Origin of the sequence: Lysinibacillus sp. 38-6, from assembly GCF_046245175.1 — a bacterium.
Taxonomy (GTDB): domain Bacteria; phylum Bacillota; class Bacilli; order Bacillales_A; family Planococcaceae; genus Lysinibacillus.
Genome location: NZ_CP176417.1, coordinates 86,157 through 110,617, shown reverse-complemented (window position 1 = coordinate 110,617; position 24,461 = coordinate 86,157). Strand labels below are relative to the sequence as shown.

Below are 24,461 nucleotides of genomic sequence, written 5' to 3'. Positions count from 1 at the left end.
GCACATTTACTGATGGTAATATTGATCATAATATTCACCGAGCGGTATTTTATAATTGTTTAAAACGACACCTAAAATATTGGCTTTTGATGCCTCTAAACTCATTTTAGCTTTTAGCACACTCGCATTTTCCACGGCGCCACTATTAACAATTAACAGCGTCCCATCACATTTATTGGATAAAATTTGCGCATCCGTTACAGATAACAGTGGTGGCGCATCAAAAATAATCATGTCAAAATCATTGATTAGTTGTCTAATTACACTATCCATTGCTTTGGATGATAGTAATTCAGCCGGATTAGGTGGAATCGGTCCACTCGTCACAACAAAAAGATTCGAAATATCTGTACTATTTAATACTTCTGATAGGTCATATTGTGTTGTCAATAAATTTGAGAGCCCTCTTATATTTTGTAAGCGAAACGTATAATGCATGGTTGGTTTACGTAAATCGGCATCGACAATACATACTTTTTTCCCCTCTTGTGCGAATACAACGCCTAAATTAGCTACATTCGTCGATTTACCTTCTCCTGGCGTAGCTGAGGTCACTAAAATGGATTTTATTTCTTGATCAGGCATCGCAAAAGTAATATTTGTTCGGATCGTACGAAATTGCTCAGAAACAAAGGAATTCCTGTTACCAACTGTTACAAGCTTTCTCCCCATTTTTCTTCGGTTTTTTTTATTCGCTCTTTTTTCTTGAGACATCGTTGCCCCCTCCTGACGTTACGGAACCATCCTAGTTCTGCTTTAGGTTGCATCGTTCATTTTGCTGACGATGCCAATAATCGGTAATCCTATCTTTTCTTCTATATCTTGCTCTGTTTTAACCGTTGTATCGAAGCATGCTAGCAATAAAGCAAAGCCGGCACTTACTATTAATCCAATTATTGTTGCTGCCACAATGTATAAACTTTTGTTGGGAGCAACGGGCTCAGGCTTATCATCTAATTTTGCTACTGACAAAATATTAATATTGTCTATTGTCATTAACACTTGAATCTCTTCTTGAAAGACATCAGCTACTGTATTTGCAATATCGACTGCCATGTCAGGCTGTTTATCGCGCACCGCAATATTGACAACTTGAGAATTACTAGCGTTCGATACAGTTATTTGTTCCTTTAATTTTTCAGGCGTACTATTTAAATTCAGTTGACTAATAACCTTCGATAAAATAGCAGGACTTTGAATGATGACATTATACGTATTAATCAACCGCAGATCTGTTTCCACTTGCTGGATAGCTATCGGAGATTGATCGTTACTTTTTTGATTGATTAAAAGTTGTGTTTCCGCCTCATAGGTTGGCTGAATAATAAAGTAACTAAGAAACGCCGTGATTAATGCTAGGAAGAGTGCAAAACTCATAATATAAAGCAATTGCTTTCGTACTATTTTCAATACTTCTTGTAATGTGATTGTTTCTTGCAACACCCTTTCCCCCTCGATATAACATATGCTTGCTATACTATATTCTTTAGTTGTCACTAGGAATTTTTTCAAAAAGTTTTATGGCCTATTATATTATCGCTAGTACCCTTTTATTCATGTTGGAACAAGAGGGCTCGTTACATAGTTGTCTAAGAAAAAGCGTTCGATTGGTTGCCATCAATCGAACGCTTTTTCTACGATGCTTCAAACGTTTTTTGCTCGGGAACATGCAATCATTTTAGATGCTCTTTATTCTTTAAATAGAAAGAGGCCCCCTTGACTAAAGTCAAGAGGAGCCTTCTCATGTATTATTTAGCATACTCCACTGCACGTGTTTCACGGATAACGGTTACTTTAATATGCCCTGGATAATCTAGTTCTTCTTCAATACGCTTACGAATATCACGTGCAAGTCGATGTGATGCTAGGTCATCAATTTTTTCCGGTTGAACGATAATACGGATTTCACGACCTGCTTGGATCGCATATGATTTTTCTACGCCATCATAGCTTTCAGAAATCTCTTCTAATTTTTCAAGTCTGCGAATATAGTTTTCCAGAGTCTCACTTCGAGCACCTGGGCGAGCTGCTGATAAAGCGTCTGCCGCAGCTACTAATACCGCAATAACAGATGTTGCTTCAGTATCACCGTGGTGAGAAGCAATACTGTTAATTACAACAGGATGTTCTTTATATTTCGTAGCTAATTCCACGCCAATTTCAACATGGCTTCCTTCTACTTCGTGGTCGATTGCTTTCCCTATATCATGCAATAAACCTGCACGACGAGCTAATGCTACATCTTCACCAAGCTCAGCAGCTAGTAAGCCTGCTAAATGCGCAACCTCCACTGAATGTTTTAGAACGTTTTGACCGTAGCTTGTACGATACTTCATGCGACCTAAAATTTTCATTAAATCTGGATGTAGATTGTGGATACCGATTTCAAATGTCGTTTGTTCCCCTGTTTCACGAATTTGTTCATCAACCTCACGGCGAGATTTTTCAACCATTTCTTCGATGCGAGCAGGGTGAATACGCCCATCCTGTACCAGCTTTTCAAGTGCAAGTCGAGCCGTTTCCCGACGAATTGGATCAAATCCAGATAAAATTACCGCTTCTGGTGTATCATCAATGATCAAATCGATACCTGTTAACGTTTCAAGCGTACGGATATTTCGACCTTCCCTACCAATAATACGACCTTTCATTTCATCATTTGGCAAGTTTACAACGGAGACTGTCGTTTCTGCTACATGGTCTGCAGCAAAGCGCTGTAACGCCAGTGATAAAATTTCACGTGCTTTTTTATCAGATTCTTCTTTCACACGCATTTCAGATTCCTTCGTCATGACAGCAATATCAGTTGCTAGCTCTTTCTCTACTTCACTTAAGATAATAGCTTTGGCTTCATCTCTTGTTAAAGCAGAAATGCGCTCTAGTTCTGTTTTTTGCGTTACAACGAGCTCGTCCACTTTGCTCTCCATCTGTTCAATATGCTGTTGTCTTTCAGCTAGAGCCTGTTCCTTACGCTCCAAGCCGGCTTCTCTCTTATTTAGAGCATCATCCTTGCGATCAAGATTTTCTTCTCTTTGCAATAAACGGTTCTCTTGTTTTTGAAGTTCTAAACGACGGTCACGAATGTCATTTTCTGCTTCAGTTCGAAATTTGTGAGTTTCATCTTTGGCTTCAAGTAGTGCTTCTTTCTTTAATGCCTCCGCTTCTCGTTTTCCTTCTTCAACGATTGTTTCAGCGACATGTTTAGCACCAGTGATTTTTGAGTCATTCACTTTTTTCATGTAGATATAGCTAACAGCGGCACCAACGATGAGTCCAAGCAAAGCGGAGATGATAGTAATTCCATCCATATGAACACCTCCTCTTGCTATTTGGGTAATACAGTTTCAGTCGGCGCATACAAAAAATGTACTGCCTATTTTAAAGTCATAATTCAGAAATTATACATATTTAATTGTATAGCTAGCCTCAGGCTCTGTCAAGGATAGACGGGCATCTGTTCGCCTATCGACAAGAAAAAAAGTAAGTCATATCCATATGATGTATTTATTAACTATTACTTTTGAGCTAGATAAAAGACCTTCTCACTTTAAAATTCTGTATATTCAGTACAAAGGGTACAATACAATTATTACCACAATTACCGTCATCTTAACAATATTATTTGTACTTTCTTTGACAGATGACAGACGCTCTATTTTCAACACATCCTATTAGCTATACTTTAGCAGACTATCAAACCATGTAACTACTAACGAAGAGTAAAAAATTGTTAGCTCCATTGCCATCAAGCTAACAATTTTTTTGCTGCGCCGTTGATGTGTGCTGCAGCTTCCTCTGCGTTCTGTGCAGGAGTTAGGCGCCTTTGCTACCAACAACTAGTTTTTCCTTCATAATATATTTTAGATTAGTTCTGAATTCATTTACGGTAAGTTTCGCACTAAAGTAAAAAGACTGGAGACCCACTTGAAAAACTTCAAGGTAGTCTCCAGTCTTTATCGTTTTCACCTCTTTAGCGTAAAAACGTTGGAAGATTATTTTTCATCTTCAAGAAGAAGCATTAACTCTTCATCCATTTCCTCGTCATCATGTGCAGCAATTGTATACGATTGTGCGGCAATGCCGTAAGAAGAACGAATTTTATTGGCAATTTCCTCTAAAACAGCAGGATTTTCTTTTAAATATTGTTTTGCGTTTTCACGTCCTTGGCCAAGACGCTCATCGCCGTAAGCATACCAAGATCCGCTTTTTTGAACGATATCTAATTCTACACCTAAATCGACCGTTTCGCCCTCTTTTGAAATCCCTTCACCATACATAATATCAACTTCAGCTGTACGGAATGGTGGTGCTACTTTATTTTTCACAATTTTAATTTTCGTACGGTTACCCATAATGTCATTACCTTGTTTGATCGCTTCTGCACGACGTACTTCTAAACGTACTGAACTATAGAATTTTAACGCACGACCACCAGGCGTTGTTTCTGGGTTACCGAACATAACACCAATTTTTTCACGGATTTGGTTAATGAAAATAGCGATTGTTTTGGATTTATTTATAGCACCTGAAAGCTTACGTAATGCTTGTGACATTAAACGAGCTTGTAAACCAACGTGAGAGTCACCCATATCGCCTTCGATTTCAGCTTTTGGTACGAGTGCTGCAACAGAGTCAATAACGATAATATCAATTGCACCACTGCGCACTAATGCTTCTGCAATTTCAAGCGCCTGCTCACCCGTGTCTGGTTGTGATAATAACAGTTCATCAATATTTACGCCTAATTTTTGAGCATAAATCGGGTCTAATGCATGCTCAGCATCGATAAATGCAGCTTGTCCACCTTTTGCTTGTACTTCCGCAATGGCATGTAATGCTACTGTTGTTTTACCTGATGACTCTGGACCGTATACTTCAATAATACGTCCACGTGGATAGCCACCAACACCTAATGCTGCATCAAGCGCTAACGAACCACTAGAAGACGTAGCAATTTCTAAATCTGTTTTTTCGCCTAGCTTCATAATAGAGCCTTTACCGAAATTCTTTTCAATTTGTTTTAACGCCTGTTCTAAGGCTGCTTTACGATCACTCATTATTTTTCCTCCTTCGAAACTGTTCACTGTTTTTGTCTATCTCTACTATACTTGTTTTTTTGAGAAGACGCAAGAAAAAAGCGAACATTTATTCTGTTTTACTGCAAAATAAAAATTTGGATAAGTTTTTCCTACCCAAATTCTCATTTTTAACTATCAACTATAATGCCACGAGGGTAAGCCTTCACAATCTACTAACATGCGCATTGCACTTATGCAGATGGAACTTTCTGCACTTACGTAGCAAATAAATTAAAAGCGTTTCTTATATCCTCGTTCTGCTAATTGCTGCATTAAATAATGCAACGTAAATTTAACCGCACGTAAACGATTGGTATTGCGCATACCAGATAAATGCAATAAATACGTTATTGGCTCTTCGTCACCTATCGCCATGCCAATCCATACTGTACCAACAGGCTGATGGTCATGCGCTGTAGGACCAGCCGCTCCCGTTAAGCCAATACCAATCGATGTACCGAATTTTTCACGCACCGCGCTTGCCATTGCAGCAGCACATTCACTGCTGACAATTCCATGTTTATCTAATAATTGCTGCGGGATACCAAGCTGTTTTACTTTGGCATCTTCCGTATAGGTTACGACGCCTCCTATAAGGGCGCTGCCTACGCCTGGTATCTCTGCAAGCTCCGATTGAAATAAGCCTGCTGTTAAACTTTCTGCCGCAGAAATCGTTAAATTATTGTCTTGCAACATTTCTACCGTTTTTGAAGCAAGCGAATCGTCATTTATACCATATTGGAAATCTCCAACAATGGCGCGAATTTCCGCCACTTTTGCATCAATAAGCTGTTGGGCTTCCTGCTCAGATTGAGCCTTTGCCGTAACACGTAAAGTTACTTCTCCATCAGCCGCTAACGGTGCAACTGTTGGATTTGTTTGTTTATCTAAAATATCTTGCACACGCACTTCTAACTCCGCTTCTCCAATGCCATAAAAGCGCATGACGTGGGACACGATGACGCCGCCATCATTTAGCATTGTGCCAAGCTTTGGCTTTGCTTCAAATTGGAACATCGGCTCCAATTCTTTTGGTGGGCCTGGGAGTAATATGTAGGTATGCTGATCCTTAGTCAAAATCATCCCTGGCGCCATACCATGATGATTTGCGAGCACCTCGCTACCTGCTAATACAAGCGCCTGTTTACGGTTATTATCCGTCATGGCGATGCCTCTTTTTGCAAAAAATTGCTCAATGTAACTTAATGCAACTTGATCGATGACAAGATCCAGACCAAGATGACGCGCAATTGTCTCTTTCGTCAAATCATCTTTTGTAGGTCCTAAACCACCTGAAAAAATGATAAGATCTGCGCGAGATTCCGCTATGCTAATGGCCTGTTCTAAGCGTTTTGCATTATCGCCAACAACAGTATGATAAAACACGTTAATTCCTAACTCAGAAAGCTGATTGGAAATAAACTTTGCATTTGTATTGGATATCTGTCCAAGTAATAACTCTGAGCCGACTGCAAGGATTTCAGCATTCATGATCCACAAGACCTTTCTTATTTAGATTCAAGCAATACGCGACGATTTAGATAGAAATAATCCCATCCAGACCATAATGTAAAGAATAATGCAATATAAAGCATAATTGTATCGAATGGGATACCGAAAATCACAAAAATTGTATTGTGTAGAAGGGCTGCCGCAATCGCAACAATTTGTGCCCATGTTTTAATCTTGCCAAGCTGATTCGCCGCTACGACTTCTCCACCGCCTGCAAGAATTAAACGTAAACCCGTAACCGCAAATTCACGGCTAATAATGACAATAATTACCCATGCAGGTGCCATACCAAGCTCTACCATTAAAATAAATGCTGCAGAGACAAGTAATTTGTCCGCTAAAGGATCTAAAAATTTACCAAACGTCGTTACAAGGTTATACTTTCTCGCATAGTAACCATCTACCCAATCCGTTGTTGAGGCAATAATAAATATAAGAGCTCCTACAAAATGATGCACTGGCATTTCAGCACTAAATAATGTCATTGTTCCCCAGCCGAAATCAAACATCATCACAATGACAAAGAACGGAATAAGTAAGATACGTGAAATGGTAATTTTATTTGGAATGTTCATTTTTCTAACACCTTTCATGATGAAAGAAAGTAGTCATCATAGGATGACTACTGTTCTTTATTGAAATTGACGACAATATTTTGCGTTACGATTTGCTGCGCGTACGTTAAAAGTTCGTCATTAATATATACCTTAGCTTGTGTAGAATTACCTAAGCGGATACGTGCATAGTTTTGCGCTGTTGCATCAAACTCTACCACTTCACCAGCGTTATAAACACGCGTTTCTGCCAGTAATTCTTGTTGCTGTTGGTCTCGAATACCAATAAATGTTGGACCTGAAACTTCTATACGAATTTTAAATGTATCAGTACCTGTTAAAGAATAAGATGTTGTAGCCCCATCTGCTTCGATTGTACCTGCTGAAATCGTTTGCTTAACTTCATCAGTTTTACTTTCATCTTTACTTTCATCTGGTGTTACATCGTCTGTCTGCTCTTTATTTGCATTCGCTTGCGCTTTTTTATCTTCTTCCTCTTTGTCTTTTTCATTATCGATTGGTTTTGGTTTTTTATCGTACTCCATTACTGGTGGTGCGTCATTACTGTCACCTGTTCCTGAGTTGCTTCTATTTTGAAATAGAATCCAAATTGCCACGATAATAACGATAATAAATAAAGCGACAATGACTTTCGGCATAGCCTCCATCATTTTATTCGAAGAGGTTTTTGAAACCTTTCTTCTAGTTGAAGTTTGAGTCAACGATTGGCTAACTTGGTCGTTCGGTGTGCCTGGTAATTCACCTTTATAAGTCTCTAAAATTTCCTCAGGATTTAACCCAACAGCCTCTGCATATTGTTTAATAAAAGCTCGTACATAAAACGAACCTGGCATAATGGAATAATTGCCTTCTTCAATACCTACTAAATAACGTTTTTGAATTTTTGTTATTTCTTGTAAATCGTCTAAGCTGTAGCCTTTAGACAGTCTCGCCTCTTTCAGTCGAGTCCCTAATTCCGCCACTAATAACACCTACTTTAATATCAAATTAAAAATTAAATCCTCCAAATGAATCGGATTCGGACAGCATATGATTTTTTTCCATTATTTCATAAGTGATTTCTTCATCTGGGTGATGACGTAGTTCAATGATATAATCAAAATCCTCAATCTTATATTCTGAATGCTGAACAAACATATCAGGATGCTCTACTACTTTAATAGAAGGCATATTCATCATTTCACGCACTAGTTGTAAATGTCGCTCATCTGAAGATCGACGTGTTACAATACCGTCCAATATAAAAATATTGTTGTCACTGAATTCATCGCCTGCGAGCTTATTACGAATAGTTTGCTTAATCATGGTAGATGATAAAAAAATCCACTTTTTGTTGGCACAAACACTTGCCGCAACAATCGACTCCGTTTTACCAACACGAGGCATCCCACGTATTCCAATCAGTTTATGACCTTCCTTTTTAAAAAGTTCTGCCATAAAGTCGACTAAAATACCAAGTTCATCTCGCACGAAGCGGAAGGTATTTTTTTCATCTGCATCACGAGGAATATAATGACCATGCCTGATAGCTAATCGATCGCGAAGTTTTGGTTGTCGAAATTTCGTGACGTGAATATGTTCCATTGTCGAAACAATTGTACGGAAGCGTTCAATTGCTTCATCGTTGTCTGTATGCACTAACATACCACGTCGATCTTCATCGACACCGTTGATTGATATAATATTGACACGAAGCATCCCTAAAAGTGAAGCAATATCTCCTAATAATCCAGGGCGATTCACCTGAATTTCATATTCAAAGTACCAATCGCTCAAACAACTCGTTCCCTTCCTATTAGTTAACGTAAAAAATCTTTTATAAGTTCCATCATAGCTGATTTTTTATGTAATGGAAAGTTAGAATACATGGAATTACCGCGTTATTTTTAAATTCTTTCTAATTTTTTTAAAGCTATTGAAAATAGACTTACATACGTTCCCTTTTCTAGACCCTTATCGCTTCTTAATATAGAAAAAAGAGGAGAGTAGCTCTCCTCTTTTTTTATTGTACATGTTTATTTTGCACAAGTTTTACGACACAATTCGCCAATGCATGTTTTTCATCATCAGAGGCAACGCCCCATAAATCCGACAGCACTCGCTCTTGTTCATTTTTAGGATCGACATTATTCGCTAAATATTCGCCGATTTGGACAGCAGCCTGTTGAATCATTTTCTTTGGCATACCGCTTGATTCAGCTTGCATAACGTTTTGTCCTAAAAAAGATGTCCATTTTTGCCAGTTTTCTAAAATGGTCATATGTTTCCTCCTCCTTTACACATGTAGTATGTGCAAAAAAGAAATTTTATATGTACCAGCCACCATTTAATCGGATGATTTGTCCTGTGACATAATCTGCTTTGCCTGATAGATAGAAACGAACCATTTCAGCTACATCCGATGTTTGCCCGACAGCTCCTAACGGAATATCGTCTAAAATATATTGCAGCTCTTCCTCACTTAAATGACTATTCATCGTCGTATTAATAAAGCCTGGCGCAATCGCATTGACGCGAATGCGAGACAATGCAGCCTCTTTAGCGTAGGATTTTACAAAAGCATGCTGTGCGCCTTTTACCGTTGCATACAACGCTTCTCCTGCCGAGCCAGCTTCACCCCAAATGGAGCCGATAAATAGTACATAGCTTACGTCATGACTGCGTAACTTGGCAGATAACAAAGCAGTTAGATGCATAGGGTTTTGCACATGTACACGCCATAGTGCATCCATATCCTCTAGCGTAGTATCTTCCAGCAATGAATAGTGTGCTTGACCGTTAGCAAAAACAATTGCCTGCACACTAAATATTTCAGTGGCCAATTGTTGCGCGGCTGTTATTGTTGTGAAATCTGCTTGGACACGCATAAATTCCTGTGCAGGAAAATCGCGTGCTAGCGTATCGCATAAAGTTTGAGCCATTTGCTCATTGTTTGAATAATGCACATAGAGAGACCAGCCGTCTTGTGCCAAACTTTGGCAAATAGCACGACCGATCTCACCTGATGCACCTAATATAAGGGCAAACTTTTTCACTAGACGCCCTTCTCTGTCGGTAAAACTTTAAATACGGTTTGTTGTGATTCACCTTGAATGGACGTAAACGCTGTTGTTAAATCTTCAATTGTTAATTCCTCTAAAACAGGCACAACATCAAACAAATTCATGTCATTAAATGAATAACGAGTGAATTGGTTGGCAATAAATTCAATCGAATTCAACGCTCGTAAGAAGAAGCCAATTTTTTTACGCTTAATGCGTTCTAAATCCGCACTTTCAAATTGTGCACTTTTTTCGTATTTTTGTAACTCCGCTTTTATCGCTTTTTCCAATTCATCTGGGTGAGCTGAATCAGAGCCAATCAAAGCAAAGCCAAAACCTTTTTCTAAAGTAAAGTCAAACGCATACGATTCATCGATTAAGCCTTCTTCATAAACGCGCTCATAAAAGCTAGATGTACGTCCAAAAATAAGCTCTAACGCAATTTGCACTGATAGCTCATGCTTTAACATTTCACGACCAGATAAATTCGTTTCTTTTGCTTTTAAGCCAATATAGACCTTTGGTTTTTGCACATCCATATTTAATGTACGCTCTTTAATCGCAACATCTGTTGGTTCTTCATCAAAGAAACGCTCTATCGGTGTTGGCTCTGGAAACTCTTTTTTGCCTTGATTTTCGCGAATGAACGCCATCATTTCTTGTGGATCAACTGCACCGATAGCAAATAACAACATATTAGATGGATGATAAAACGTATTGTAGCATGTGTACAAGTGGTCTGCTGTAATGCCATCAATTGATTCGATTGTTCCCGCAATATCAATTTTCACTGGGTGATGATGATACATATTTTCAATCGTGCCAAAGTATAGGCGCCAATCAGGTTGGTCATCATACATTGTAATTTCCTGACCAATAATACCTTTTTCCTTATTGACTGTCGCTTCTGTAAAGTATGGCTCTTGAACGAAATTTAATAAGGTTTCTGTACTTTTATAAATATTATCTGTCGAAGAAAATAAATAGGCAGTGCGAGTGAAAGAAGTAAATGCATTTGCTGAAGCACCATATTCGCTAAACTTTTGGAACACATCGCCATCTTCTTTTTCAAACATTTTATGCTCTAAAAAGTGCGCAATGCCATCTGGTACTGTGATGCTCTCCGATTCACCAAGTGGTACAAATGTACGGTCAACCGAACCATACTTCGTTGTGAAAGTCACAAATGTTTTGGAAAAGCCTTTTTTCGGTAAAATATAGACATCTAAGCCGTTTTCTAATTTTTCATAGTAAAGTGTTTCGTCTAATTGTTTGAATTCAATTGTTTTCATTGTGCGGCTTGCTCCTTTCCACTTAAGAAATAGACCGCTTCTAACTGCACTTGCTTCGCCATTTCGACCACATCTGCTTTCGTAACAGCTTGCCATTTCGTTGCCCATGCTTCAACCGAGAATTCCTCTGGTAAGTCTTTATATTGGTCAAAAATTTCAATTTGACCACGTGCAGAATCAAGCGATTCTTTTAATTGATTTGTCAGCATCGCCTTCGTTTGGTCTAATTCTAAATCTGTAATATCTCCTGCTTGCATAACGGCCAATTGTTCTTTTATCAGATTGAGTGCCTTTTCTTCATTTTTCGCCTCAATACCCGATACGACAAATAACAAACCGTAATGGGATGCATAAGAACTAGAAGCGTAGTACGCCAAACTTTCTTTTTCTCGAACATTCATAAATAATTTGGCATGTGGATAACCACCGAAAATACCGTTAAAGATTTGCATTTTCGCAAAATCTGCATCACCAAAACGCACTGGTGTACTAAAGCCAATATGCAGTTTTCCTTGCTTCATGTCTTGTTGTTCACGAACATAATCATTTTGCGGATGTTTTTGCGGCAATACAGCTGGAATTTCCTCTGCTATACGATCCTTAAATGGCAATGTCTGTTTTAGTTTTGCAACAAGCTCATCTTCATTAATGTCACCCGCAACATAAATATCAATTTTGTCATTTGTTAGCATCGATTCGTAAGCAGCGTATAAAGATGCCGGTGTAATATTTTCAATGTCTTCCACTGTTCCGTTTGCCGAAATAGACGCCGGCTCGTTTGGACGTAAAATTTCTTGAAGACGCATTTGTGCATAACGAGATTTGTCGTCGAAAATAGATTCAATACGTTGGATGACCATTTTCTTTTCACGTTCCACAATCGATTCTTTAAAGACACCATTTTCTAGATTTGGTTCAAAAATGGCCGTATGCATAATACCTAGCACGTCCTGTAAGACACTTGTATTAGCCAAATATTGATCGTTTACGGTTTCAACATTCATCAATACCGTATGCTCATTACCGCGCTTCGATGTATCGAAATACAACACTGTTCCGTATAAGTCATCTAAAAAACTACGAAATGCAGCAGTTGTTGTATATTTTGCATTGCTGTGTTGCAATACATTTGTTAACACCGTACGTTCAGACGCACATTTGGCTGTTAATGCTGTTCTCCATTTAATCGAGAAATTTACTGTTTTAAATTGGGTCGTTTGTCGGATATGCAAATTGACACCTTTTGCAAAAGGTATTGTTTTAAACATATGAAACCCTCCTATCTTTCTTAATATAACAATGTACTACAAATACTATACATGTCTATTGTCTATAATTGCAAAAAGAATCCAAAGTATGTATAAGGAAAGTGAAAATTAGCTTGTCAATTGTTACCTGTATAAGGCAAAAGACCGGGCTTGATTGCCCAGTCTTTTGTTTACTCGCTTCATTTCTTTCGACTTGGTCCAGTAGTTCAACGAATAAACATGTTGCCTGAAACTTATCGTTTGCCTTTAATATATGGTTGACCACTTGCTTTTGGTGCATTTGCTTTACCGATAAATCCTGCTAACGCTAAGATCGTTAAGACATAAGGTAAAATTTGCAAATACACAGCTGGGATATCTTGCACATACGGAATTTGGTTCCCTGCAATACTTAATGTTTGCGCTAAACCAAAGAATAACGCTGCTCCTAGTGCACCGATTGGATGCCATTTACCAAAGATCATTGCGGCAAGTGCCATGAACCCTTGACCAGCAATTGTTGCATGTGAGAAATCACCTGTAATTGTTTGCGCATAAACCGCACCACCAAGACCACCAAGTGCTCCTGAAATAACAACGGCGATATAACGCATTTTATTTACTTTTACACCCATTGTATCGGCAGCCATTGGATGTTCCCCAACTGCACGTAAGCGTAATCCAAATGGTGTTTTATAAATAATAAACCAAGCACCAATGGCTACAGCAAAGGCTAAAATCGAAGTACTATAGACGTTATGGAATAATAATGGTCCGAAGAACGGAATATCCTCTAAATAAGGAATTGCAAAGCGACGAATTGGTTGGTCAATCATATCTGTTTGACCTTTATCATATATCAATTTCACAAGGAATACTGAAACTGCTAAACCAAGTAAGTTAATCGCTACCCCTGATACCGTTTGATCGGCACGGAATGAGATCGATGCAACTGCGTGTAGTAAGGAGAAAATACCTCCTACAATTACCGCTGCAAGCATAGCTACCCATACCGTTGCAGAGCCTAATTGTGGTGCTAACTCTAAATTGACAACAATACCAACAAACGCGCCGACAATCATTAAACCTTCTAGCCCGATGTTTACTACACCTGAACGTTCAGAGAATACCCCACCGATGGCAGTGAAAATTAATGGTGTCGCATAAAGAATCGCAGAAGGGATGATGAAATATAACATTTCTAAAAAGCTCATGTTATTGTCCCTCCTTTTTCTTACTTAACTTTTGTAATCCAACGCGAATAATGTAACCAGACGCTACAAAGAAGATAATTAATGCAATAATGATTGACACAATTTCCTCTGGAATACCTGCAGCATTTGGCATGTTAAGAGCACCGTATTTTAACGAGCCAAATAAAGAAGCCCCGAATACAACGCCAAGTGGTGTATTCGCACCAAGTAAGGCAACGGCAATACCGTCAAAACCAATACCTGTAAAGCCAGCTTTAATCGACGCGTTTTGGAATGTACCAAGCGCCTCCATCGCACCACCAAGACCTGCAAACATACCTGAAATCGTCATGGCTAAAATAACGTTTTTATTAACACTCATACCAGCATATTCTGCGGCATTGTGGTTAAAGCCAACTGCTTTTAACTCATAACCACGTGTTGTTTTTTCCAAAATGAACCACATTACGACTACCATAAGAAGTGCAATTAGGATCCCATAGTGAAGACTTGAGTTGTCTGTAAGCTCTCTTAAAAACGGAGAACGTAATGAAGCGGATTCAAGCACACGTTCTGTTTTAAAGCTACCGTCTGACAATTTTTTAATAACAGCGTTTGCAATATAAAGCGCTGTATAGTTTAACATAATTGTCGCAATTACTTCATGCACTTTAAATTTCGCTTTTAAGAAACCTGCAATAAAGGCCCAGAATGCACCAGCTGCTGCTGCGGCTAGTAACGCTAATGGTAAGTGAATAATTTTTGGCAATTCAAATGCATAGCCTACCCATGCAGCCGCAAGCCAACCTAAAATTAATTGTCCTTCAACACCGATGTTGAATAAACCAGTACGGAAGGCAAACGCTACCGCAAGACCCGCCAAAATATAAGGTGTAATTTGACGTATTGTGTTCCCTATTGAATATGAATCTCCAAAAATACCTGTCCAAAGTGCACTATACCCTAGAATTGGATCATAGCCGCTGACTACCATTACGATAGCCCCTACAATTAAACCGATAATAATAGAGATGACAGGAACGAGTATATTAATGACACGATTTGACATTAGTCGTTCCCCTCCTTCGCTATATTTGTGCTCGTTTTTTTACTTTGCCCCGCCATTAATAGGCCAAGCTCTTGCTCTGTTGTTGATTTTGGATTTAGCTCGTCCACTATTTGCCCATCATAAATAACAGCAATACGGTCTGAAACATTCATAACCTCATCTAATTCAAATGAAATTAACAATACCGCTTTACCTTTATCGCGTTGCTCGATTAGTCGAGAGTGAATAAATTCGATTGCCCCAACATCAAGGCCACGAGTTGGTAATGCCGCAATTAATAGGTCTGGATTACGATCAATTTCACGACCGATAATCGCCTTTTGTTGGTTACCACCTGAAAGTGCTCGGGCAGGTGTCATTTCACCATTACCTGTACGCACGTCATATTCGTTAATAATTTGATTTGCTTTTTCTGATACTTTTTTATAGTCCATAATAAAGCCTTTAGCAATTGGTGCTTGGTAATACGTTTGTAGTGCAATATTATGACCAATCGGGAAATCTAATACTAAACCATGCTTATGACGGTCTTGTGGAATATGACCTACACCCTCTTCAGTAATTTTACGAGGTTTCATGTTCGTCACATCTTTACCGTTTAACTTCACTTTACCGCTTTTTACTTTACGTAAGCCTGTAATTGCCTCGATTAACTCAGATTGTCCATTACCGTCAATACCCGCGATCCCAACAATTTCACCTTTACGTACATTAAGGTTAAGACCTTTGACTTTATCGATATTTCGATAGTCTGTAACGACTAAATTCTCAATTGTTAATACTTCTTCAGCTGGTTTCGCTTCTGTTTTTTCTGTTTTAAACTCTACTTGGCGACCAACCATTAATTCCGCTAAATGGTCTGGATTTGTTTCAGTCGTTACAACTGTTCCAATCCCTTCCCCTTTACGAATAACTGTTACGCGGTCAGAAACATCCATAATTTCTTTCAGCTTATGCGTAATTAAGATAATCGATTTACCTTCAGCGATTAATCGACGCATAATTTGAATAAGCTCTGTAATTTCTTGCGGTGTTAAAGAGGCAGTCGGTTCATCGAAAATTAAAATTTCTGCACCGCGATATAACGTTTTTAAAATCTCAACACGTTGTTGCATCCCAACGGTAATGTCTTCGATTTTAGCATTCGGGTCAACATCTAAACCGTACTTCTCGGAAAGCGCTTGCACTTTTTTCGCAGCATCTTTAATATTGACTACGCCCATTTTCGTAGGCTCTGTACCTAAAATAATATTTTCTGTTACAGTAAAGTTTTCCACCAACATAAAATGTTGATGCACCATGCCAATTCCTAAATCATTGGCTACATTCGGGTTAGTAATTTTAACCGCTTTCCCACGAACACGAATTTCTCCACCTTCTGGCTGATACAGACCAAAAAGAACGTTCATTAAAGTCGATTTACCAGCACCATTTTCTCCTAGTAGTGCATGGATTTCGCCTTTTTTTAGTTGGAGGGTGATATTATTATTTGCTACGAATCCACCAAATTCTTTGCGGATTCCAAGCATCTCAATCACGTATTCCAATATTGTCACTCCCTTATTAGGCAATTTTCTCTAAAACAATTGTACTCTAGTGTATTTCTACCTGCCTCTATTGCAATACAGCCAAAGTTTCGTTTTATTCAAAAGTTTGCACTTTTCAATAAAAACCCGTATTCAACTTTTACCTAAAGGTAGGGTATTTTAAATTAATACAGGAAAGGTCATCGTTAGAAACCTTTCTTCTATTAACTTGGTACCATCATCATTATTTATGATAATATACTAATCTTATTTTAATATGGAAAAATAATATAAAAATAAAATATATCCAAACAGAGTATTAGAAATAGTCTAAATATAACGATAGATTGAAAAATCATCATAAGGGCGGTTGTAAAGCCCTTATGATGATTAAGAGATGAATTATTTTTCCACTTTTTCTGGAACTTTGATTTCACCGCTAGCAATTTTTTCTTTATATTCATCAATTACAGTTTGAACATCTGCTGGAATTGCACCACGAGAATCAGCAAGTTTAACGCCGTCTTCAGCTAGACCGTAAACAACTGTTGTTCCGCCTGGGAATTCACCATTTTTCGCTTTGTTAGAAATATCTACAACTGCTTCATTAACACCTTTTAACATAGAAGTTAAAGTAACGTTTGTTTTGTCATCTACTTTACCTTCTTCGTATTGGTCAGCGTCAACACCGATTACCCATACGTTTGCATTAGGGTCTTTTGCTTTACGCTCTTTAGCTTCAGAGAATACACCATTACCAGTTGCACCAGCAGCGTGGAAAATAATATCTACGCCTGAAGAGTACATGCTGTTTGCAGTGATTTTACCAAGATCCGCTTTGTCAAATGCACCTGTGTACTTACGTTGAATTTCGATATCTGGGTTAACAGCTTTCGCACCAGCAACGAAACCAGCTTCAAAACGGTTAATTACTGGAATGTCTACGCCACCAACGAAACCGATTTTACCTGATTTAGACATTTTAGCAGCAGCAACACCCGCTAAGAATGCACCTTCTTGCTCTTTGAAAAGAACAGAAACAACGTTATCATCTTTTACTTCAGCATCGATTAATGCGAAATGATTGTCTGGGTTTTCAGTAGCTACTGCATCAATTGCATCAGCCATCATGAAACCAATACCGAATACTAAGTTAAAGTCACGACGGATTAAGTTGTTTAAGTTTGTTTCATAGTCAGCATCAGATGCTGATTGTAAGTAGTCATAACCTTTACCTTTTTCAAGGTTGTGTTCTTCGCCGTAAGCTTTAACACCTTCCCATGCAGATTGGTTAAATGATTTGTCATCAACGCCACCTACGTCAGTAACCATACCAACTGAGAAAGTTTCCTCAGTGTTTTTGTCTCCTGATGCCGCATTGTCTTTTGCAGGTTTTTCTTCGTCTTTCGCACCACATGCACCTAAAATTGCACTCGCAGCTAAAACTGAAGATAATACTAAACCAAATTTACGTTTTTTCATTTTGTTAACCCCCCGAGGTATTGTAATTAGCAGGAAAATAATTTAGAAATGTTCTACACCCGTTTACGTACTACATGGAAGCTGAATTTATCAGCTCGGAAATAATTCTTTGAATACAACACTACTTGATCATTGTCATCGTAATGGAGCTGCTTTAATACTAAAAGAGCTGTTTCACGACCACAATTTAAAATCGGTGATGCTTGTTCATGATAGCCAACTGGATCAATAAAGGTCACAGCGTAGGCTACGTGAATTTTACCCGATTGCTCAAGTGCAGAGAAAAGTGAAACTTCTTTTTTGTCAACAAAGTCAGTAGGCAGGAAGCTTGCTGGTAATTTATCGATACAATAAACGACTGGCTCACCATCCGCTGTTCTGACACGTTCAATCGTGAGTATTTTATCTTCGCCATCACATTGGAAGCGTTTTAAATCTTCATCAGAAGGGATATTCTCCGTGGCCTTTAAAAACTTAGACCCTGGTTCCATTCCTGCCGTTTCGATCATAGAAGAAATACTTGATAAATGTTCGATGCCCGATGTAAACAAAGGCTTAGGGTTCACAAATGTGCCAACCCCATGTCGACGCACAATCACATTTTCCTCTTCCAACAGTCGAAGCGCCTCTCTAAGTGTTGCTCGACTTACTCCTAGTGATTTCGATAATTCAAACTCTGAAGGAAGTTTTTCATTTTCTTTGAAAACACCCGTCTCGATGTCAGACTTTAAACGATCAATTACTTGAAGATAGAGATGACGATGATCTGCTTTAATAGTCACATAAATCACCACCAAAATCAGAGATCAGACATCTGATGTACAACATTCCTACTAATCGTTCATAAATATAACATTTTTGCAGAATGAAATAAACTATTTTAAGCAAAATCGATCATAGAAATCATTCTTTCTTTATTTTCGTGTCAAACATTTGGACATAATTCCAGGAAAAACTAGTCGATTTTCCTTATTTAGTAATTAATTATCGTACTGATGAATCAGTACTTGTCGAGGCTTACTACCCTCTGGAGGCCCGACAATACCGCGTTGTTCCATCTGATCGACGATGCGAGCTGCACGAGAATAGCCGATACGGAAGCGACGTTGTAACATCGACACAGAAGCTGTCTGCATATTGACCACTAATTGTACTGCTTCGTCAAATAATTCATCCGTTTCTTCTAAAACGGTCTCTTCTTCACTCGGAATCATCTCTTCTTGGTACTGTGCTTTTTGTTGTTCTATAACAAAATCGACGACCGCTTCCACTTCCTGATCCGATAAAAAAGCACCTTGTACGCGTTTCGGTTTTGAAGCACCAGCAGGTAAAAATAACATATCGCCACGACCTAATAAACGCTCTGCTCCACCCATATCTAAAATCGTTCGCGAATCAATTGCCGATGACACTGCAAAGGCGATTCGAGACGGGATGTTCGCCTTAATAACGCCTGTTAATACGTCGACACTCGGTCTTTGCGTCGCTAAGATTAAATGAATACCAGCGGCACGAGCCATTTGCGCCAAACGCGTAATAGAATCCTCGACATCATTTGAGGCAACCATCATTAAGTCGGCTAACTCATCGACAATGACCACGATATATGGCAATTTTGGATGTTTTTCTTCCGTTTGTTCATTGAACTTTTGAACATGGCTATTATAGCCCTCAATATTACGAGTACCCGTATGGGAAAATAAATCGTAGCGTCGTTCCATTTCAGATACGACTTTTTTCAGTGCTTGCGATGCCTTGCGAGCATCTGTCACTACTGGTGCTAACAAATGGGGAATGCCATTATAAACGTTTAATTCCACCATTTTCGGGTCAATCATCATAAGCTTGACTTCATGTGGCTTTGTACGCATTAGTATGGATACCACAATGCCATTTATACACACACTTTTCCCACTGCCTGTAGACCCCGCGACAAGTAAATGTGGCATTTTATTGAGCTCTGCTAATACCGCTTGTCCAGTAATATCACGACCTAATGCTACTTGCAATAACGCTTCGGGTTTCGCGCTATCTTTTGATTCTAATACTTCTCGCAATGTCACGATGGCGACTTCACTATTCGGCACCTCAATACCGATGGCCGATTTCCCAGGAATCGGTGCCTCCATCCGAATATCCTTTGCAGCAAGCGCTAAAGCAAGGTCATCTTGTAAGTTGACAATTTTACTTACTTTAACACCAATATCCGGCAATATTTCATACTTCGTGACAGCTGGCCCTAAATGAACTTGTGTCACTTTTGCTTTAACACCGAAGCTTTGTAATGTTTGCTCTAGCTTTTTCGCATTTGCCTGAATAACAGAGTATTCTCCACTTTGATCATGCTGTGGTGGCATTTGCAAAAGATTGAATGAAGGAAGCTGATAATCTGCGTTTTCCACAGCTTCTGCATGCTCAATATGGACATCATCTATAAGCGCCCCATCTTCGATTTCTATATGCTCTTCCATGGCAGGAGCCGGTTCTCGCTCATGCGATACATTTTGTGTAAAGGCCGAGATAATCGGTTCATGTGAAACTTCCTCTTCCTCCTGCTCTTCTTGGACATGATCAACAGCTGCCACTTCGTCTGTCGTACTCTCTGCACGTGCACGACGACTTTTCGCTTTCTTTGGCGCATTTTTTTTCTTTTCTTGCTGTTTTTTTTGCCATTTACCAAAAAGTACAGGCATTTTTGCAGCTAAATACGGCACAAGTGCTTTACCCGTCACTAAAATTAAACCGATAAAGAAAATTACCCAAGCAACTACTTTGGCCCCTGTCGCCTCAAATAATACATGGAGGCCACTAAATAATAGCGCACCTACCATTCCACCACCAAGTGCGTTACTACGGTGAACCACACCATCGGTATTAATTAATATGCGCCATGACTCGCGCAAAACAGACTCTGATAATAAACCACCGGATTTCGATAATTGCTCAAATAAAATACCATGACTAAAAATCGTTAAGCTCATCACAATGAGAAGCATTCCGACAATGAGTCGATCTTTTAGACTTATTTTTTTCTGTCCGATCATGAGCAGCAAGGCCACAAAAATAAGCATAAATGGCACTGCAAAATGTAAATTTCCTAAAAGGAACATGGCAATGGTTTGTAAAATACGTCCAATCATGCCATATTCAAAAATCATGATGACCGCAATCGCGATTAAGATGAGCCCTAAAATTTCGTACATTAGCGGATGCATTTCTTTTTTATCGGATGTTGGTTTTGGTTTTGCTTTCGTCACTTTTCTTCTTTTACTACTTGCCATCTATTTCACCTTCTTTTGCAATCCATTCTATATATGTAGCGAATAATAACATGTAGAACTCGTTTATTTCAAAAAAAGGATTTTCCACCGTGTTTATCGGTTAGAAAATCCTTTCTCCTTCGCTACTTGTCCAAAACTTGCAGGTAGCTTGCCATGTCAACTTTTCATGTTTGACATTCCATCGACAACGCTACGTAAAGACAACATCCTTTAAAATCGTTGTTTAACGTTTTAATATTCCATAATGATTGGGATAATCATTGGGCGGCGCTTCGTTTTTTGGAATAAATAAGTATTCAATGTATCTCGAATTTCTTGTTTAATGTTTGTCCATTCGAATGTATCTTTACCTACGTATTTTTCAATGACGTTTTTCGCAATCTCCGATGCTTCCACCATCAATTGTTCAGATTCACGTACATAGACGAATCCACGAGATAAAATTTCAGGACCTGATGCAATTTTCTTTTGCGCACGGTTTAATGTCACGACAACAATGAAAATACCATCCTGCGATAGTAATTTGCGATCACGTAATACAATGTTACCAACATCGCCTACACCGATACCGTCAATTAAAATATTGCCGGCTTGTACTCGACCACTCATACGCATTTTACCGTTTTTATATTCGACTATATCACCTTTATCGGCAATAAAAATTTGTGATTTTTGCATACCTAACTGTTGGGCTAATTTCGAGTGTGCAATGAGCATGCGATATTCACCTTGAACAGGAATAAAGTATTTCGGCTGCATTAAATTCAGCATTAACTTTAAATCCTCTTGGCTACCGTGACCAGAAACATGGACATTTTTGCTCGATGTTAAAATTTCTGCTCCGGCTTTTGCAATGGAATTCATCGTGTTCGCCATTTGCACTTCCATACCAGGAGACGGCGTAAACGTAATGAGTACAGTATCATTTTGTTTAATTTTAATGTCTCGGTGATGTTTGCGAACAATTTTTTCCAGCGCATCTAACGGTTCGCCTCTATTACCCGTTGTGATAATAATAATTTCTTCTTCTTGATATTTTTGCATTTCAGAGATAGGTATAATCGTATCTTCTTCAACTGTTAAATAACCTAACTGAACACCTAAATCGACCGCTTTTTCTAAAGGTTTCCCTACAATCACCACTTTGCGGAACGATTTTTGGGCTTGCGTTAATACTTGTTGAATGCGAATGAAGTTAGAAGCGTATACAGCTACTAAAATACGACCTGGTGCCGAATGGAATGTTTTTGATAGTTGTTCCTCAATCACAATCTCAGATGTCGTATAGCCTGGTCGCTCAGCTTCACAAGACTCAGAAAGTAAAATAAATACGCCTTCTTCACCTAACTGCGCCATTTTCGCTAAATCCGGCTTGAATTTACCTGTTGCAGATTGGTCAAATTTAAACTCTCCTGTATGAACAATCGCACCTTCAGAAGTATGGAACACAACCCCTAATGAATCCGGAATACTATGTGTTGTATGGAAGAATGTCACATACGTAGAATTGAAATTCATACGGCTTCGATTTGTTACTTCAAAGAATTTCACCTGATGTGGTGCAGGTAATTCCTTTAAATGTTCTTTTGCAAGCGCAATTGTTAATTTTGAGCCATACACTGGCGCTTTCACTTTTTGTAAAATATAAGCGATTGAACCAATGGCATCCTCATGACCATGTGTTAAGAAAATCCCTTTTACACGCTCTTTGTTTTCTTCTAAATACGTAATATCAGGAATTACGATGTCAATGCCCAGCATCTCGTCTTCTGGGAACATTAAGCCGCTATCCACAACAAATAGCTCTTCGTCAATTTCTACTACGTACATTGCTTTTCCAATTTCGCCCACACCACCTAGTGGAATGATACGAATTAGTTCATTTTTCTTTTTTGTCAATTTATTTCCTCCTAAAAAATATCCCGAACAGCAACCACTTATTTTCATTATACGGTTTGCAAAGCTTTTGCACAAATTAAAAATGTAAGGAAGGCGATTATTTTACATCCTACTGCGGAAAAATTGACGGCACTTGTTATTTAGCACATCGTAAGCCCAATGCTTGCGTGAACGCGCTTTGCTGCGTCTAACGTTACATTCGTTGCGAGCCGAATTTTCAGAATTGTTTCGGTGCCTGGCACCACAATGCAGTACTGCCGGGCATTGTGCGAGAAAATTGTTTGCGTGCCTGGCACCACAAATGAAAAAACTATAGACAAACTCTTTTTTGAGTTTGTCTATAGTCTCATTTATTTTACTATTGCTCTAAAATATTGCGCTTTTTCTTGGTAGGTTTCCCATACTAAATCAAAGTTAGCTTTCTCATCATCTGTCATTTCTACCATTGGTAGACGAACATTTAATGTGTCAAAGCCTAATTTCGTCATAGCGTATTTTACCGGTGACGGATTCGGTTGTGCAAACAATGCACGCACTAGCGGTAATAATGCTCGATGAATTTTTGCAGCTTGCTCGTGTTGACCTTCTTCAAACAATTTAATCATTAACTGCATATCATTTCCGACAACATGAGAGGCAACAGAAATCACGCCTGCCCCGCCGATTGCCAGCAACGGTAATGTTAATCCATCATCCCCACTATATACTAAAAAATCATCAGCCGCATCAACGTTTTCAATAATATCGCCCATCTGATCTAAATTTCCGCTCGCCTCTTTAATCCATGAGATATTCGGAATTTTACTTAAATCAACAGACGTCTCATAGGCCACGTTGATCCCTGTACGTCCCGGTACATTATAAAGCATAACGGGTAACCTTGTTTCTCTTGCAATCGTTTCAAAGTGCGCGTAAATACCACGCTGATTCGGCTTATTATAATAAGGTGCTACTAACATGATGCCATCCGCACCATTTTCCTCAGCTTTATGTGTCATAGCGATAGAATAAGCCGTTTCATTATCCCCCGTACCTGCAATCACTGGTACACGGCCTGCTACTTTCTCTACTGTAAATCGAACAACTTCTATTTTTTCTTCTGTGGTCATAGTTGGGTTTTCAGAGGTTGTGCCACATGCAACAATGCAATCAGTACCATTATCAATTAAATAATTAATGATACGCTCTAATTCTGGATAATTAATCGTGCCATCTTCTTTAAACGGCGTAATCATCGCCGTTCCTATTCGACCTAAATTCATCCTT

20 protein-coding genes are annotated in these 24,461 nt (G+C 38.8%); all 20 read right to left on the bottom strand.

The annotated features are described in order from the left end of the window. Positions 1-6 precede the first annotated feature (6 nt). The 20 genes from ACKVEV_RS00550 to dapA all read right to left on the bottom strand — a co-directional run bounded on the left by ACKVEV_RS00550 (position 7) and on the right by dapA (position 24,457). On the bottom strand, positions 7-714 hold the full coding sequence (locus tag ACKVEV_RS00550; RefSeq protein WP_409368430.1) for a CpsD/CapB family tyrosine-protein kinase: 708 nt from the start codon (positions 712-714) through the stop codon (positions 7-9). A gap of 42 nt (positions 715-756) precedes the next feature. Further along, positions 757-1,440: a YveK family protein gene (locus ACKVEV_RS00545; protein ID WP_409368428.1), complete on the bottom strand. Its 684-nt coding sequence runs from the start codon at positions 1,438-1,440 to the stop codon at positions 757-759. 308 nt (positions 1,441-1,748) lie between these two features. Continuing rightward, positions 1,749-3,308 carry a ribonuclease Y gene (rny, locus tag ACKVEV_RS00540; RefSeq protein WP_402924653.1) on the bottom strand — a complete coding sequence of 520 codons (1,560 nt, stop codon included), beginning with the start codon at positions 3,306-3,308 and terminating at the stop codon, positions 1,749-1,751. A 684-nt stretch (positions 3,309-3,992) separates the two neighbouring features. Beyond that, entirely contained in the window at positions 3,993-5,057 is a 1,065-nt protein-coding gene (recA, locus tag ACKVEV_RS00535; RefSeq protein WP_173477690.1) for a recombinase RecA, read from the bottom strand. Positions 5,058-5,309: 252 nt separating this feature from the next. After that, positions 5,310-6,569, bottom strand: a complete 1,260-nt coding sequence (locus tag ACKVEV_RS00530) for a competence/damage-inducible protein A (protein ID WP_409368427.1) — start codon at positions 6,567-6,569, stop codon at positions 5,310-5,312. Between the two features lie 17 nt (positions 6,570-6,586). Next, positions 6,587-7,165, bottom strand: a complete 579-nt coding sequence (gene pgsA, locus ACKVEV_RS00525; RefSeq protein WP_409368426.1) for a CDP-diacylglycerol--glycerol-3-phosphate 3-phosphatidyltransferase — start codon at positions 7,163-7,165, stop codon at positions 6,587-6,589. 47 nt (positions 7,166-7,212) lie between these two features. Then, entirely contained in the window at positions 7,213-8,136 is a 924-nt protein-coding gene (locus ACKVEV_RS00520) for a helix-turn-helix domain-containing protein (RefSeq protein ID WP_409368425.1), read from the bottom strand. Between the two features lie 16 nt (positions 8,137-8,152). Then, positions 8,153-8,941 carry a DUF3388 domain-containing protein gene (locus ACKVEV_RS00515; protein ID WP_409368424.1) on the bottom strand — a complete coding sequence of 263 codons (789 nt, stop codon included), beginning with the start codon at positions 8,939-8,941 and terminating at the stop codon, positions 8,153-8,155. A 226-nt stretch (positions 8,942-9,167) separates the two neighbouring features. After that, positions 9,168-9,425, bottom strand: coding sequence for a DUF3243 domain-containing protein (locus ACKVEV_RS00510; RefSeq protein WP_402924665.1), 258 nt, complete (start codon positions 9,423-9,425; stop codon positions 9,168-9,170). A 46-nt stretch (positions 9,426-9,471) separates the two neighbouring features. Continuing rightward, positions 9,472-10,200 (bottom strand): elongation factor P 5-aminopentanone reductase, encoded by a 729-nt coding sequence (gene ymfI, locus ACKVEV_RS00505; RefSeq protein ID WP_409368423.1) that lies wholly within the window; start codon positions 10,198-10,200, stop codon positions 9,472-9,474. Further along, entirely contained in the window at positions 10,200-11,498 is a 1,299-nt protein-coding gene (yfmH, locus tag ACKVEV_RS00500) for an EF-P 5-aminopentanol modification-associated protein YfmH (RefSeq protein ID WP_409368422.1), read from the bottom strand. Before yfmH ends, ymfI begins: the two co-directional genes overlap by 1 nt. Beyond that, the gene (gene yfmF / locus ACKVEV_RS00495; protein WP_409368421.1) at positions 11,495-12,766 is read right to left on the bottom strand and encodes an EF-P 5-aminopentanol modification-associated protein YfmF; all 1,272 of its coding nucleotides are present in this window, start codon (positions 12,764-12,766) and stop codon (positions 11,495-11,497) included. Before yfmF ends, yfmH begins: the two co-directional genes overlap by 4 nt. 233 nt (positions 12,767-12,999) lie before the next feature. Beyond that, positions 13,000-13,959 carry an ABC transporter permease gene (locus ACKVEV_RS00490; protein WP_409368420.1) on the bottom strand — a complete coding sequence of 320 codons (960 nt, stop codon included), beginning with the start codon at positions 13,957-13,959 and terminating at the stop codon, positions 13,000-13,002. Position 13,960: 1 nt separating this feature from the next. Continuing rightward, a complete protein-coding gene (locus ACKVEV_RS00485) occupies positions 13,961-15,007 on the bottom strand; it encodes an ABC transporter permease (RefSeq protein ID WP_409368419.1) in 1,047 nt (348 codons plus the stop codon). Next, positions 15,007-16,554 carry an ABC transporter ATP-binding protein gene (locus ACKVEV_RS00480; protein WP_409368417.1) on the bottom strand — a complete coding sequence of 516 codons (1,548 nt, stop codon included), beginning with the start codon at positions 16,552-16,554 and terminating at the stop codon, positions 15,007-15,009. Before ACKVEV_RS00480 ends, ACKVEV_RS00485 begins: the two co-directional genes overlap by 1 nt. 381 nt (positions 16,555-16,935) lie before the next feature. After that, positions 16,936-18,015 (bottom strand): BMP family protein, encoded by a 1,080-nt coding sequence (locus ACKVEV_RS00475; protein WP_409368416.1) that lies wholly within the window; start codon positions 18,013-18,015, stop codon positions 16,936-16,938. Positions 18,016-18,068: 53 nt separating this feature from the next. Further along, complete coding sequence (locus tag ACKVEV_RS00470) at positions 18,069-18,797, bottom strand: GntR family transcriptional regulator (protein ID WP_402924684.1); 729 nt, start codon at positions 18,795-18,797, stop codon at positions 18,069-18,071. A gap of 198 nt (positions 18,798-18,995) precedes the next feature. Continuing rightward, positions 18,996-21,296, bottom strand: a complete 2,301-nt coding sequence (locus ACKVEV_RS00465) for a DNA translocase FtsK (RefSeq protein WP_409368415.1) — start codon at positions 21,294-21,296, stop codon at positions 18,996-18,998. A gap of 231 nt (positions 21,297-21,527) precedes the next feature. After that, positions 21,528-23,195 carry a ribonuclease J gene (locus ACKVEV_RS00460; RefSeq protein WP_409368413.1) on the bottom strand — a complete coding sequence of 556 codons (1,668 nt, stop codon included), beginning with the start codon at positions 23,193-23,195 and terminating at the stop codon, positions 21,528-21,530. Between the two features lie 350 nt (positions 23,196-23,545). Continuing rightward, positions 23,546-24,457 (bottom strand): 4-hydroxy-tetrahydrodipicolinate synthase, encoded by a 912-nt coding sequence (gene dapA, locus ACKVEV_RS00455; RefSeq protein WP_409368412.1) that lies wholly within the window; start codon positions 24,455-24,457, stop codon positions 23,546-23,548. Positions 24,458-24,461 lie beyond the last annotated feature (4 nt).